Genomic DNA, 14,855 nt, shown 5'->3' on the forward strand with positions numbered 1-14,855 from the left:
CCTTTATAGTTAATATATTTTGTTTTTTTCTAAAAACTACCTTATCTATATTTTTCAATATATATAGTGTAACCATTACAAATAGCCATGCTGATATCCCTAATATATATTGACCATAGCCTATAGCAATTCCGATACATGCTGTTGCCCATATTCCTGCTGCCGTAGTAAGCCCTCTTATTCCACTTGAGTTTTTAAGTATAGCTCCTGTTCCTAAAAAACCTATCCCTGACAATACCTGAGCTGTTAATCTCGATGGGTCTAAATTTGTTTTTGAACTATATTCCATAAATAATATTACAGATGTTATAGCTGTTATGCACGATCCAATTGAAACCAAAATGTGTGTTCTAAATCCTGCAAATTGATACGACTTTTCCCTCTCTAGTCCAGTCAGTCCTCCTATAATAAGAGCTATTAATAATCTAGTTAAAATTTCAGTAGGTGATATTTTACTCCCCCTCCTTTATAGTTAGGTATATTTATATTTATATTTGCAGGGGTTAGTCCATTATTACGACTATATTTTAACCGAAAATAAAAAGGACTATTTTGAATAGTCCTTAATCTTAATCACACATATTTTGTTTAACTATATTTATATGAGTAGGGTAAGCTATATTTATTCCATTATTTCTAAATGTTATGAGTATCTGCAATTTTGTGTCTTTAAGAACTGTAAAGTACTTATGAGATTGAACAACACCTGTTATAGTGTACTTAGCTCCTACAGACTTTTCTTCAATATCTGTAACTCCATATACGCTAAATGACCCAGCATTTTCCTTCCCCTTTTTTGTATGTAAAAATTCTTTATGTCTTTCATTTAATATGTCGCATACTTCTTCTAAAGACTTAATAACTTCTAGAGGATCTTCTTGATATGGAACTCTAACACTTACAACTACTCTCATATTTTTCCTGCTATAATTTCTGATACTAACAATATTTCCATTTGGAATAGTTACTCTTCTCAAATCCCAATCTCTTAAGCTGGTGCTCCTAAGACCTATTTCTTCTATAGTCCCTCTATATTTTTCATTTATATAAACAAAGTCACCAACTTGTATTTGTTTCTCAAATATTATAAAAAAACCATTAAATATATCTTTTAATATGCTTTGAGACGCAACCCCAGCTATCAATCCGACTATACTTGCTCCTGTAACCAAAGTACCAAATTTAGTTACATCTACTATATTAAATTCTTTCAATAATAATATTATTGTCAAAATAAATATCACATAGTATGACATTGAGCATAAAAGACTGTTTAAAGTATTTTCATATCTTACGTCAAATCTAGTAAATTCAAATAGTTTTTTTAAAAAGTATTGTATTAATTTTAATAAAACGTACGCACAAACAATTATAATAACTGAGTTTATTAACTTTGCTAAAATCATAATTAATACCTTTCTTTTAACAATTTCTATATCTCAATTATTAATTATTAACTCTATATTTAAATCATATACCTAATCAAACTAGTTTATATATCAATTTTTTAACACACAAAAAAGCCTTCTCTTTATTCGGAAGACTCTTTGCTAAGCTGTATATACTTATTTATCGCTTGATCAATTTTATTACTCGTACTAACCAACTCGTCTTTAAATATATCCGGGTATTCTATATAAGTATTTATTTCTTCCCTCAAAGCTTCTATTTCTTTCTTTAGTAAAACCAGTTCATTTTTAGTCATATTATCACCATAGTTACAAATTTATATATATTCATTTATATTTTAACAAGGTTTTCCCTAGTGTGTCAATAAACGTTTTTATCAATACTAGATAACTTCCCTACTGTAAATTTAGAAGCAATTCCAACAAACAAACCAGTTATTATAGATGCGAATAACATATATGGTAAATATCCAAATATCATACCATTTTTTATTATCATTCCAGCCACTGCTAACTGTCCTATATTATGACCAATAGCTCCTATAACGCTCACCCCTATTAATGAAAATTTATTAATTTTTAAAGCTAAGTACATAAATATCAAACTTAAGTATGAACCCGCTATACTAAACAATAAATATGATATTGGCCCTGCAAAAATAGATGACATAAGCACCCTTACAGATAAAATTATAAATGTATCTTTTAGACCAAATAAAACTAAAGAAGTTAACGTAACTATGTTTGCAATCCCTAACTTAGCGCCTGGAAATATAGCAATTAGTGGATTTGGCATATAGCTTTCTATTATATACAATATTAAGCTGTATCCAACCATCAATGACATATGAGCCAGTTTTTTAGTCTTCATATATTTTGCTCCCCCTTAGTTGAAATTTTTTATTAACTATATATTACCATAGTCTTAAAGTAAGTTTTTTAATTATTTTTTTAATCTATTCACTATTTATTGACTTTTTGAATATTAAATGGTATATTTATATTATAATTAATTGAGAATGAAACTCATTAGGAGGTGCTAATGATGACTGTTTACGATTTAAAAGTCGGTGAAAAAGGTATCATTAATAATATATATGGAAACGAAAAATTAGCTAAAAGATTATTAGCTCTTGGATGTATAAATGAAACTGAAATAGAAGTAAGAAAAATCGCTCCATTAGGAGATCCTATATTAGTTCGTTTTAGAGGATTTGATTTAGCGATAAGAAAAAGTGACGCAAAAAACATTAGCTTAAAATAGGAGGTATCATCGTGATTAATGTTGCATTATTCGGTAATCCTAACGTTGGTAAAACTACAGTGTTTAATATTCTTACTGGATCTAAACAATATGTAGGTAACTGGCCTGGAGTTACTATAGAAAAAAAAGAAGGATTTATAAATGAAGATATTAAGGTTGTAGATCTTCCTGGTATATACGCTATGGATACATTCTCTAACGAAGAAAAAGTATCTAAAAGATTTTTAGAAAGCGGAGATGTAGACTTAATATTAAATATAGTAGATGCATCTAGCTTAGATAGAAACTTATATTTAACTACTCAGCTTATGCAATACAATAAACCAATTATATTATTGCTTAATATGATAGATGTTGCAGAAGCTAAGGGTGTACACATAGACCCAGCAAAGCTTGAAAAAGAACTAGGTGTTAAAGTAATACCTATAGTTGCTAAGAAAAAAGAAGGTCTTGAGAATATATCTGATGAAATAAAATCATGTTTATACACAAGTTTTAATTATAGAAAAGATTTTGGAAACGAAATAAATACCTATAAGGAAATAGAAAAAATATTAAGTAAATCTATGAAGTCGGATTCTAAAAATAAAGAAAGTATTAGTAGTAAATTAGATAATATAATATTAAATCCTATATTAGCTTATCCTATATTTGTTTTAGCACTATTAACACTTTTTAAATTTACATTTGAATGGGTCGGTGGTCCTCTTCAAACATTAACAGAAACTTTAATAGATACTTATATAGCTATACCTGTAGATGCTTTGTTAGCAAATTCTAGTCCTTGGTTCCATTCATTAATAGTAGATGGAATAATAGGTGGATTAGGTGGAGCTTTACCATTCTTCCCATTAATATTTGTATTATTCTTAGGAATGTCATTCTTTGAGGATAGTGGATATATGGCTAGAACAGCATTCTTAATGGATAACATAATGAAAAAAGTTGGTTTATCTGGTAAAGCATTTATACCTATGATAATGGGATTCGGTTGTGCTTCTCCAGCGATAATGGCTACTAGAACTTTAGAAAGTGAAAAAGATAGAAAAGTTACAGCACTTATTGCTCCGCTTATGACTTGTGGTGCTAAAGTACCTGTTTACGCATTATTTGTTTCTATATTTTTCCCTAAAAATGCAGCTATTGTAACTACATCTTTATATCTATTAGGTATCGTAGTTGCAATAATAATAGCCTTAATATTAAATAAAACAGTATATAAAGCTGATATAGAACCTTTCGTTCTAGAATTACCAGAATACAAACTTCCAACTCTAAACGCTTTATTTAAAAATACATGGAATAAAGCTAAAGGTTTCTTAATAAAAGTTTGTACAATAATGTTTGCTATGTCTGTTGTTATATGGGCATTATCATCATTTAACTTCAGCGGATTTACTAGTGACATAAATACTAGTTTCTTAGCTTTAATAGGTGGATTAATAGCTCCTATATTTGCTCCTTTAGGATTTGGAGATTGGAGAGCAGGAGTTTCTATATTAACTGGTATAAGTGCAAAAGAAGTTCTTATAAGTACAATGGAAATACTTTACGGAAATTTAAATACAGTTTTACCAACAGTATTTACAAGTGTTTCAGCTTATGCATTTTTAGTATTCTCTGCTTTATATACTCCATGTATAGCAGCTTTATCTACAATGAGAAAAGAATACGGAAGCAAGATGATGATGATATCAGCAGTTTACCAATTTGTTTTAGCTTGGATTGTAGCATTCATAGTTAAAACTCTAGGTTCATTAGCGTTTGAAGGTGCTTCAGCTTCTTCATTAGTAGAATTACTAGTTGGAGGAATAATCGTACTTGCAGCAGCATTTATTCTTTACAAGAACGTAAAAGCAAAAGGTAATGGATGCTCTGGTTGTTCTGGTTGTTCTAGTAGCGGTTCTTGCCCTAGCAGCAAAAACAAAATGACAAGTTAATCTATTTAATATAAATAAAAAAAGATGGGATTAGATCCCATCTTTTTTATTTATATATTAGAACTTAACATCTATAGTTATATTCTTTCCGCCTCTGTTTACTTCTACCTTAGCTTTATCTCCTACTGAGAATTTATATAATGCTTTATTTAAATCACTCATTGATGTTATCTTTGTATCTCCAACCTTTGTTATTACATCTCCTGCTTGTATTCCTGATTTTTGAGCTGGAGTGTTAGCCACTACTTCTGCTATATAAACACCTTCATCAGCAGCTAAGTCTGTTCCTGTTGTTGTTTCAAATGTTTTTACATCTATACCTTTTATACCTAATGTTACTTTTTCAAATTTACCATCTTTGATAATTTGCTCTACTATAGGTTTCGCTGTATTTATAGGTATTGCAAATCCTAATCCTTCTGCTCCAGATGCTTTAGCTGTGTTTATACCTATAACTTCTCCTTTATCATTTAATAAAGGTCCTCCACTGTTACCTGGATTTATACTTGCATCAGTTTGTATAAGCCCTGTCATATTAGATTGCTCTGTTTGTATGCTTCTATCTAATCCACTTATTATTCCTTGTGTAACACTTTTTTGGAATTCTAATCCTAGTGGATTTCCTATTGCTACTGCTAAATCTCCAGTTCTTACAGAATCACTATTTCCTAAGTCTGCTACAGGAAGTCCTGTCTTATCAACTTTTACAATAGCTAAATCTATAGTTGGATCATTCCATAAAACTTTTCCCTTTGAAGTTGATCCATCATTAAATAAAACATTTACATCAGATGCTTTTCCATCAGATACAACATGTGAATTTGTTAATATGTATCCTTTAGAATCTACTATAAATCCTGTTCCTACACCTTGTGATTGTTGTGGTATTGCAAATATATTATTAGTATCTATTGTAGTAGTTGTTATACCTACTACAGAAGGCATTGCCTTGTCAGTTACTGCATGATATATATTTTCACTTTTAGTCCCTTCATTTACAACTATATCTTGTTTATTTCCATTAGATTTAGATGATAGCTTATCCCCAAGTATAAAAGCTGTTATAAAACTTCCAACCATCGCACTTATTATACTAACTATTATAATAAGAGTTATACTAGTCTTCTTTCCACTACTCATATATTTATCCCTCCTATTTAATTTTTATATTATTTTACTTTTGTATTATTATTATTTTTTTAATGCTTTTATATTCTTAAATATAAAAACACTATACAGTTAATTTCTGTATAGTGTTTATTATATAACTGTATCCTTAATTAAACCTTAATTGTTTAATCTTTTTTCTAATTCAGCTCTTTCTTTTTCAAAACCAGGCTTTCCTAATAAAGCAAACATATTTTTCTTGTATGCTTCTACTCCAGGTTGATTGAAAGGATTTACTCCTAATAAGTATCCACTTACTGCACATGCTTTTTCAAAGAAGTAAACTAAGTATCCAAAGTTATACTCATCTAATTTAGGTATATTTACTATTAAGTTTGGAACATTTCCATCTGTATGTGCTAATAAAGTTCCTTGGAAAGCTTTCTTATTTACAAAGTCAACAGTCTTGTCAGCTAAGTAATTTAAACCATCTAAATCTATTTTTTCTTCATTTATAGTTATTTCTCTTCTAGTTTTTTCAACATTTAAAACTGTTTCAAATATTATTCTTTTACCTTCTTGTATATATTGTCCCATAGAATGTAAATCTGTTGAAAAATCTACTGAAGCTGGATATATACCTTTGTTATCTTTTCCTTCACTTTCTCCGTAAAGTTGTTTCCACCACTCTCCAACATAATGTAAGCTTGGCTCATAATTTACCATTAACTCTACATCTTTACCTTTTCTGTGAAGAACATTTCTAGCTACAGCATATTGATAACTGTAGTTTGACTTTAAGTCAGGATTAGAAAAATCATCCATTGCATCTTTTGCACCTTGCATCATAGCATCTATATTTATATCACAAACTGCTATTGGTAATAATCCAACAGGAGTTAATACAGAGAATCTTCCTCCTACATCATCAGGTATTACAAAGCACTCATATCCTTCTTCATTTGCTAAAGATTTTAATGCACCTTTCTTAGAATCAGTTGTAGCATATATTCTTTTACTAGCTTCTTCTTTTCCATACTTTTTCTCTAAGAAATCTTTGAATACTCTAAACGCGATAGCTGGCTCTGTTGTAGTTCCAGATTTAGATATAACATTTATAGATACATCTTTATCTTTGATTATATCTAGTAAATCTAACATGTATGTAGAACTTATATTTTGACCTACAAAATAAACTTCTGGAGATTTTCTTTCTTCTTTAGTTAAGTTATTTCTAAATGAGTGTCCTAATGTTTCTATTGCAGCTCTTGCTCCTAAGTAAGATCCACCTATTCCTATAACTAAAAGTACATCTGAATCTTCCTTTATTTTTTGTGCAGCTTTTTTTATTCTATCAAACTCTTCTTTATCATAATCACTAGGTAAGTTTACCCAACCTAAGAAATCGTTCCCCTCACCAGTTTTATTATGTATCATTTCATGAGCAACTTTTACATACTCGCTCATACAATCGATTTCTTTTTGGTTAAAAAAACCTATTGAATTACTATAATCAAAACTTAACTTTTTCATAGCCCATTACCTTCCTTGTCTCGTTAAAAATTTATTATATAGAAAATTATATCAAACAATATGTATTTTTCCAAATTAATTATAATATTTATTTATAATTTAATTATAATATTTTCAATTATTCATTTATATATACAAAACTCCTGTATATTTTTTATACAGGAGTTTGTCGATAATTATATTATTGTTTTTCTAATTTGTTTGCTATAACTTGTTGAGCTATATTAACCGCATGGTCTGATATTCTTTCAAGGTTAGATATTAAATCTAAGAATATAATTCCGCTGTCTATACTACATAAACTATTATTTAATCTATGTATATGATTTGCTCTACATGATTTTTCCATTATATCAACTTGTTCTTCCATCTTTATAACTTTACAAGCTAAGTCTACATCATAAGTTTTCATAGCTTGTAATGCATAATCATAAGTTGCTATAACTTTATTGTATAATTCTCTTACTTCTTCAGTTCCTTGCTTAGATAATTTTAAATCTGAATCAATTATATCTTGAGCTAACTCAGCTATATTTTCAGCATGGTCCCCTATTCTTTCTATATCATTTACTGTATTAAATAAAGAATCTACTATATCTCTAGCATCTTCATCTAAATGAGCTTTTGATAATTTAAGTAAATAGTTTAGAATTCCCTTTTGTAATTCATTCACTACTTTTTCATGTTTAAATGATTTATCTATATTCTCTTGAGATTGTTCTAAAAATCCATCTATTGCATAATTTACACTTTCTTTAGCTTTTTTACCCATTCTTAAAGTTTCTTTAACTACACTTGCTACAGCTATTGATGGTGTTTCAACTATTCTATCATCTAGATACTTTATAGCTTTGCTTTCATCTTCTTCTCCAGCTTTATCTGGAACAAGTTTTATAGCAAGATTTATGATAAACTTCGTAAATGGAAGTAGTATAATAACTGATATTATATTGAATAATGTATGAGTATTAGCTATTTGTCTAGCTACATCACCAGGATTCATATTAGTTACAAAGCTTACTACTGGTTTGTTTAATACTATTAAGAACACTGCCGTACCTAAAACATTGAATATTAAGTGCATAACTGCTGCTCTTTTAGCATTTCTAGAAGCTCCAACACTTGATATTAATGATGTAACACATGTCCCTATATTTTGTCCGTATAATATAGGTAATGCTGCATTTAAAGGTATTAATCCTTGTGATGCTAAAGCTATAAGCATTCCCATAGAAGCACTTGAACTTTGAACTATAGCTGTTATACCAAATCCTAATAATAATCCTAATAAAGGATGATCTCCAAACCCTACTAATAAGTCTGTAAATCCTTTATACTCAGCCAGTGGTTCAACTGCATTTTTCATAAAGTCCATACCAGTAAATAATATACCAAATCCAATTAGTATTTCTGCTATGTTTTTAACTTTTGGCTTAGATGCAAATAAATATAAAATAATACCGATCCCTAATGCTATAGGTGCCATTCCATTTAAGTCAAATGATACAAGCTGAGCAGTTACAGTAGTTCCTATGTTAGCTCCCATTATAACGCCTATTGCTTGTGTTAAGTTCATTATTCCTGCATTTACAAATCCAACTACCATAACTGTTGTAGCACTACTACTTTGTATGATTGCAGTAACAAATGCACCTACAATAACTCCCATGAATACATTACTAGTAAGAAGTTCAACTATTCTTTTAAGTTTTGATCCTGCTGATTTTTCAAGACCCTCTGCCATTAAGTTCATTCCATATAAGAATAAACCCAATCCTCCCATAAGGCTAATTACTATATCCAATTTCATTTCCTCCTTGAAATATTTATACTATTAGTCTACAAATATAGCGCCTTATCCATTTTATCAAACAGCTTGTCTAGTTTTGTTAAATCTATGTTAAATATTAAAAATATATTAAATATTTATTAAATTATGGTTAACTTTTAATTTTCGCAATATTTAGAAATAATCTTTTCAGCACACTTTATTCCATCTACAGCTGCAGTCACTATTCCTCCTGCATATCCAGCGCCTTCACCACTAGGATATAAATCTTTTACATTAACAGATTCTAGTGTTTGCTCATCTCTAACTATTCTTATAGGCGCAGAAGATCTAGTTTCTACCCCTGTTAGAACTGCATCGTTCATAGCAAATCCATTTAACTTTTTATCTAGTAAAAGTAATCCTTCTTTCATTGTGTCACATACAAACTTAGGTAAACATCCTCTTAAATCTATAAATTCATATCCTGGTTTATATGAAGGTCTTACAGATCCTAATTCAGTACTTACTCTATCATTTAAAAAGTCTCCTACTAATTGAATTGGAGCTTTATAGTTTTTACCGCCTAGTTCAAATGCTAATCTTTCATATTTTTCTTGGAAGTAAACTCCCGCTAACGGATGGTCACTTTCAAAGTCCTCTGTAGTAACATTCACTAAAACTGCACTATTCGCGTTCTCTTGGTCTCTAGCATGTTCACTCATCCCATTAGTAACAACTTGTCCTTCTTCAGATGCTGAGGCTATTACAGTCCCTCCTGGGCACATACAGAAAGTATATATACTTCTTCCATTTGATGTATGTTCAACTAATCTATAGTCTGCTGCCCCTAATCTAGGATGATCATGGAACTCTTTGTATTGAGATTTATTTATTAATGTTTGAGGATGCTCTATTCTTGCTCCTATAGCAAAAGGTTTTTGAGTTATTTTTACACCTTGCTCATATAACATCTTATACGTATCTCTAGCACTATGTCCTATTGCAAGTATTACAGCCTCTGTTTGTAAAGTTTCTTTATCATTTACAATTACAGATTTTATTTCGTTATTTTCTATATCTATCTTTGTAACTTTAGCATCAAATTTAACTTCTCCGCCTAGTCTTATAATTTCTTCTCTTATATTTTTAACTACTTCTTTTAATATGTCTGTTCCAACATGCGGTTTATATGAATATAAGATCTCTTCTGGAGCTCCAAAGTTAACAAGTTCTTCTAAAACCTTTCTGCATCTTATGTCTTTTATTCTAGTAGTTAATTTTCCATCTGAAAATGTTCCTGCTCCACCTTCTCCAAATTGAACATTAGATTTTGAATTAAACTTTCCATCTTCCCAGAATTTTTTAATATCTTCTGTTCTTGTATCTACATCTAGCCCTCTTTCAAGTAGTATTGGATTATATCCTCTTTGAGCTAAAACTAATGCTGCAAATAATCCAGCCGGCCCACTTCCTATTACAACAGGTCTGTTTTTTAACTTTTCAGTACCACTTTGTACATCTGTATATGATTTTTCTTTAACTTCTACAACATCTTTAATTTTTGATTTTTTTAATATGTTATTTTCATGCTTAAGTTCTACATCAACAGTGTAAACAAAATCTATTTTGCCTTTTCTTCTAGCGTCTATAGATTCTTTGTATATCTTATAATTAAGTAATTCTTTTTCACTAATTTTTAATTTTTTTAATAACATAGGTTTTATATTATCTAAGCTTTCATTTATATCTAATTTAATATTAGAAACTCTTAACATGTCATACCTACCTTTCTTTAGTAAAAATAAAAGCTAGGCTTCGTAGGGCCTAGCTTTTATGGTAATTCTAATTATATTGTTACTTAATCTCTTTGAGTTATTAACCCTCTTATAACTTTCATGTTGTTAAATACTTTTTCTAAGAAATTCTCTGCCTCTTCATTATCTAGTAATGCTATTTGAGTTTGCTCATCATCGTTTATACCGTTTTGTTCACAGTATTGTTTTGCTATACTTACTAATTCATTTTTATCGCTATCACATAATTCAAATTCTTTATAATCTATAATTATGTATTGCATCGCCTTTTCTAAACTGCTTTCGTTGTACCCTATTTCTATATGGTATATTACTGCATATAAATTCTCAGGAGTTTCATCTCCCTTATATACTGGTACCGCTGGATTAGATTTTATATAACTTGTTGATACAGCAATTGCTTTTCCTAAATTAAGACTCATCTATATACCTCTTTCTGTATATTTTAAATTAAGTTTTTACTACATTTTTAAGTCTTTATGTCTCTTACCTAAAGTACTTGGACTTATGTCATATTTTTTAGAGATTTGTGATTGAGTTACTGTTTGTCCATTTTCTTTCTTAATGTGATATTCTACTGCTGCTGCCCATCCATTTTCAGAACCTTTTATTTCGCTATTTTTAGCTTTATATTCGTTCCAAAACTCTAAACAGTTTTCTAGTATATCACTTTCAACTTGAGCTTTAAGTAAAGCTGAAACTGAACATTCATTTTCATCAATCATTTCTTTAACTTCTTCTTGTTTTTTAGCTTTAACGTCTTTTTGATCTTTAAGATATTCAGCTATGTTAGGATCTAGTAATTGTTGAATGTACTTGTAAAGTATATGAGTATGATATATTAAGAAAGTTTTTATATCTTTATATAAATCTTCATATTGGCTAAAGAAATGATTTATATCATTTACTATTACGTCCTTAACAGCATCTGATATACTTACTGTAACGTCTAATAATAGATGAGATTCTCCTACTTCAACTATTCTAGCTATTATACAGTCACCTTGATTAAATCCGTTTAATAGATTTATATCTTCAGTGTATATTTCGTCTCCTGTTATAGCATCTTTTAATAAGATTCTATCTTCTAACTTTTCTTTTATAACATACACACTTACATAAGATTCAAATAAGCTTTTTAGTATATCTACTTCTGGCTTAGTTAAACTATTTTTATTTTCTTCAAAAAAGTCTACAGTTATAACTTTTTTATTTTCCATTATATGGTCTTGTATAAAGTATGTATTAAAGAAGCTTTCAAACTTACCATTTACATTTTCATCATCTAATATATAAAACATTTCTTGTGCTTTTTTATACTCTTCTTTAAACTTTGGCTGTCTTGAATATTCATATAGTTTTGAGTACAGTTGTGAATATTGTTTTTGTGAAAGTACAATTTTTCTACTAGCTCTCTCCGACACAACATCTTTATTTAAACAGCATTTTTTATATTTTTTCCCGCTTCCGCATGGGCATAACTCGTTTCTCCCTAACACTGTTACTTTCACTCCTTCATTTCTAAATTTAAATACAATTTATAATTATATCATCTTTCCCTCAATGATTCTACACTATAAAGGTATTTTATTGATTTTAGGCGATTTTTTATTGATTTTCTGTATGATTCCATCTAAAATTGCCTCATTATATTTGTTTTTCGCATCATCTATCATAATTTCATTCACTGAGTTAATTATCTTTTCTACATTTTCTTTTAAATTTAACTCCCTTATTCTTTCCTCCATACCAGTTAGGTAAAATTTTTTTATATTTTCAACTAATTTATTTTCATCATTAATATATATCTCTTTTAACTTTATATCGTGTTGAAATTTTTTTATTTCAAGATATTCATCATCTTCAGATTTTGATAAAAGTTCAGCAAAATCTGCTTCACTAATACCCTTATTTATATTTTTAAATTCTTTTATTAACATGTAATTGTTGTATCCCAACAAATGCCCTTTTAAATATGAATATAATATAACTTTTTTCCTATCCGTCTTTATTAAATCATAAATATCTTTAGATATTTTCTCTATGTTATCCATGTCTTTACACTTTTCATTAATTGTTTGACTAAATTCATCCATTATATTTAATGTCCAAATATATATGCTTATCTTTTCTATATCTACACCATAAAACTTTTTACATATGTAAGTATACTTTGTGTTTCCATTTTTAAGAAAATCATATTCGATATCATTTATATAATTGTTTAAAAAAAGTATATTATTATCCATTGGAGTCCCCCTTAAGAATTTGTAGAATATTCTTATATATTAAGTTATTCTACATAAAACATAGGAAAACCTTTTATATCACCTTTACTTTAAATTTGCAATCTATAATATTTTCATCCATTTTTGTTATATTTATACTATCTACACTTATTTTTTTCTTTGATTTATTTATGCTTTCAATACTTTTATATATTAAATTTCTATCTCCATTTATTTCACCTTCTAGCTCTATTTCATTATTACTATTTAAATCCGTCTTGATATATTTTATTGTAGCTATATCTTTAAATTGTTTCTGCATACTTATGACTACATCTTCCCTATATCTATTTTTTAATTTTTCTTCTTTTTCATTTTCTAACTTTTTTATAACCTTAATTTGATTAGATAATAATTTCTCTTTTTTATCTAATTTTAAATATACAAAATTAAAGTTTAAGACTAAGAATAATACTAAAAAAATACTTATAGTTATTTTATTTTTATTTATTTTCATTATTAACTCCTAAAAACTACTTATTTCAAATTCATATATATTTTCATTGTTATTTATAAAATCGATATTAGCTTCTTTTGTATTTTCTATTTCCTTAACTATATCTAAGTAATTTTTTATTTTTTCAAAGTCATTGGTTTCACCTTTAAGTTTTAATTTTTTATTTTTCATTTCTACACTTTTTAATTCGCTAGCATCCATTAAATTCAGTATACTAGATAATTTTGATGTGGTTTGTTTTATATTTGAAGTTTCTTTATTTTGTTCAATACAATTTAAAACAGATTTTCTTTCTGTCACGTTTTCTTCTAACTTTTGAGTTTTATAAAATTTATTTAAATTAATTACAATTGTAAATACTATAATGCTAATTAGTATTAATTTTTCTTTATCTATTTCCTTATTATAAAATTTCTCATCTTCGTAAAAAAAGTTTAATATTTTTTCATTTTTCATAACTATATCAATCCTATATTATTAATAAAATTATTTAATTCATCTTGTTTTGCATCTTTTAAAAAAAGTTTATTTAGCTTAAATTTTGTATTTAAATTTTTTATAAGTTCACAGTTTTGAAAACCGTAGTAATATATTTTCCCATAATTATTTTCAATTTCATTATTCAAAAACTCATATACATTCATATTATTTAATGTGTATGAGTTTATAATAAGTTTATTTTTTATTAAATTTACATTGGTGTATTGTCTTCCTATATCTAAAATTAAATTATTTTCTCCTTCTATTTCAATATCTTCGTTATATATAAGTTTATTTAATATATCAAAATTAACACTTAAGCTTACAGGTTTAAACTTCAATAATTTAGCTAGTTCTCTATAATTTTTCATAAGGGATATTGGCATAAGTATAGCCTGTACATCTAGGTAATCTTCTTCTTTTTTTAATATATTGTACTTTAATATATAATCTTTAATATTTATAGGTAGATATTCACTTAACTCATATGCTATAAGCCCCTTTATATCGCCCTTGTATCCAGTGTTTATTACTTTAACATTCCTATTTATTATACTTTCATTTTGAACTGCAAAAGATATTCTTCTACATGGTATTTTGAAATTATTTAATTCATTTTTTATTATTTTACTTAACTTGTTAATATCTAAAATTAATCCATTTTGGTCTATTTGGTTAAACTCAAAAGTTTTCATATTTATAAATTTAACATAGCCAAAATACTTTTCTATAACAAGCATTTTAATTGTATTTTCTTTTACCTCTAAAGTTAATGTTTTTATTTTTATCACC

General features: G+C 27.9%; 16 protein-coding genes. 2 read left to right on the forward strand and 14 right to left on the reverse strand.

All coding sequences use genetic code 11. The features are described 5' to 3' along the window. The 4 genes from RWY47_RS06615 to RWY47_RS06630 form a co-directional block, all read right to left on the reverse strand. Nucleotides 1-451 (reverse strand): MgtC/SapB family protein (locus tag RWY47_RS06615; RefSeq protein WP_316030277.1); only part of this gene is annotated, 451 nt, incomplete at its 3' end. Between the two features lie 118 nt (nucleotides 452-569). Continuing rightward, nucleotides 570-1,406 carry a mechanosensitive ion channel family protein gene (locus RWY47_RS06620; protein WP_025162336.1) on the reverse strand — a complete coding sequence of 279 codons (837 nt, stop codon included), beginning with the start codon at nucleotides 1,404-1,406 and terminating at the stop codon, nucleotides 570-572. A gap of 125 nt (nucleotides 1,407-1,531) precedes the next feature. Beyond that, the gene (locus RWY47_RS06625) at nucleotides 1,532-1,705 is read right to left on the reverse strand and encodes an aspartyl-phosphate phosphatase Spo0E family protein (protein WP_021430156.1); all 174 of its coding nucleotides are present in this window, start codon (nucleotides 1,703-1,705) and stop codon (nucleotides 1,532-1,534) included. Nucleotides 1,706-1,770: 65 nt separating this feature from the next. Continuing rightward, on the reverse strand, nucleotides 1,771-2,280 hold the full coding sequence (locus tag RWY47_RS06630; protein WP_025162335.1) for a Gx transporter family protein: 510 nt from the start codon (nucleotides 2,278-2,280) through the stop codon (nucleotides 1,771-1,773). Nucleotides 2,281-2,454: 174 nt separating this feature from the next. On the opposite strand from RWY47_RS06630, the gene RWY47_RS06635 reads away from it, so the two are divergent. Together RWY47_RS06635 and feoB are read left to right on the forward strand one after the other, a co-directional pair. Next, entirely contained in the window at nucleotides 2,455-2,673 is a 219-nt protein-coding gene (locus RWY47_RS06635; protein WP_025162334.1) for a FeoA family protein, read from the forward strand. A gap of 11 nt (nucleotides 2,674-2,684) precedes the next feature. Next, the gene (feoB, locus tag RWY47_RS06640) at nucleotides 2,685-4,613 is read left to right on the forward strand and encodes a ferrous iron transport protein B (protein ID WP_150841559.1); all 1,929 of its coding nucleotides are present in this window, start codon (nucleotides 2,685-2,687) and stop codon (nucleotides 4,611-4,613) included. Between the two features lie 57 nt (nucleotides 4,614-4,670). Here feoB and htrA read toward each other — a convergent pair whose 3' ends face one another. The 10 genes from htrA to RWY47_RS06690 all read right to left on the reverse strand — a co-directional run bounded on the left by htrA (nucleotide 4,671) and on the right by RWY47_RS06690 (nucleotide 14,854). Beyond that, entirely contained in the window at nucleotides 4,671-5,753 is a 1,083-nt protein-coding gene (gene htrA / locus RWY47_RS06645; RefSeq protein WP_085282894.1) for a serine protease HtrA, read from the reverse strand. 147 nt (nucleotides 5,754-5,900) lie between these two features. Beyond that, nucleotides 5,901-7,253, reverse strand: a complete 1,353-nt coding sequence (locus RWY47_RS06650; RefSeq protein WP_224170500.1) for a glucose-6-phosphate isomerase — start codon at nucleotides 7,251-7,253, stop codon at nucleotides 5,901-5,903. Between the two features lie 181 nt (nucleotides 7,254-7,434). Continuing rightward, on the reverse strand, nucleotides 7,435-9,057 hold the full coding sequence (locus tag RWY47_RS06655) for a Na/Pi cotransporter family protein (protein ID WP_025162331.1): 1,623 nt from the start codon (nucleotides 9,055-9,057) through the stop codon (nucleotides 7,435-7,437). Between the two features lie 143 nt (nucleotides 9,058-9,200). Beyond that, nucleotides 9,201-10,799: an NAD(P)/FAD-dependent oxidoreductase gene (locus RWY47_RS06660; protein WP_224170499.1), complete on the reverse strand. Its 1,599-nt coding sequence runs from the start codon at nucleotides 10,797-10,799 to the stop codon at nucleotides 9,201-9,203. A gap of 83 nt (nucleotides 10,800-10,882) precedes the next feature. Continuing rightward, nucleotides 10,883-11,260 carry a hypothetical protein gene (locus RWY47_RS06665; RefSeq protein WP_025162329.1) on the reverse strand — a complete coding sequence of 126 codons (378 nt, stop codon included), beginning with the start codon at nucleotides 11,258-11,260 and terminating at the stop codon, nucleotides 10,883-10,885. Nucleotides 11,261-11,299: 39 nt separating this feature from the next. Then, entirely contained in the window at nucleotides 11,300-12,337 is a 1,038-nt protein-coding gene (locus tag RWY47_RS06670; RefSeq protein WP_021430280.1) for an SEC-C domain-containing protein, read from the reverse strand. Nucleotides 12,338-12,412: 75 nt separating this feature from the next. After that, nucleotides 12,413-13,087 carry a hypothetical protein gene (locus RWY47_RS06675; protein ID WP_150886682.1) on the reverse strand — a complete coding sequence of 225 codons (675 nt, stop codon included), beginning with the start codon at nucleotides 13,085-13,087 and terminating at the stop codon, nucleotides 12,413-12,415. Between the two features lie 73 nt (nucleotides 13,088-13,160). Further along, entirely contained in the window at nucleotides 13,161-13,583 is a 423-nt protein-coding gene (locus RWY47_RS06680) for a hypothetical protein (protein ID WP_224170498.1), read from the reverse strand. Between the two features lie 9 nt (nucleotides 13,584-13,592). Continuing rightward, a complete protein-coding gene (locus RWY47_RS06685) occupies nucleotides 13,593-14,039 on the reverse strand; it encodes a hypothetical protein (RefSeq protein ID WP_224170497.1) in 447 nt (148 codons plus the stop codon). A gap of 2 nt (nucleotides 14,040-14,041) precedes the next feature. Beyond that, nucleotides 14,042-14,854, reverse strand: coding sequence for a hypothetical protein (locus RWY47_RS06690; RefSeq protein WP_224170496.1), 813 nt, complete (start codon nucleotides 14,852-14,854; stop codon nucleotides 14,042-14,044). Nucleotide 14,855 lies beyond the last annotated feature (1 nt).

Origin of the sequence: Paraclostridium sp. MRS3W1, assembly GCF_032465715.1 — a bacterium.
In the GTDB taxonomy this organism is placed as follows: domain Bacteria; phylum Bacillota; class Clostridia; order Peptostreptococcales; family Peptostreptococcaceae; genus Paraclostridium; species Paraclostridium dentum.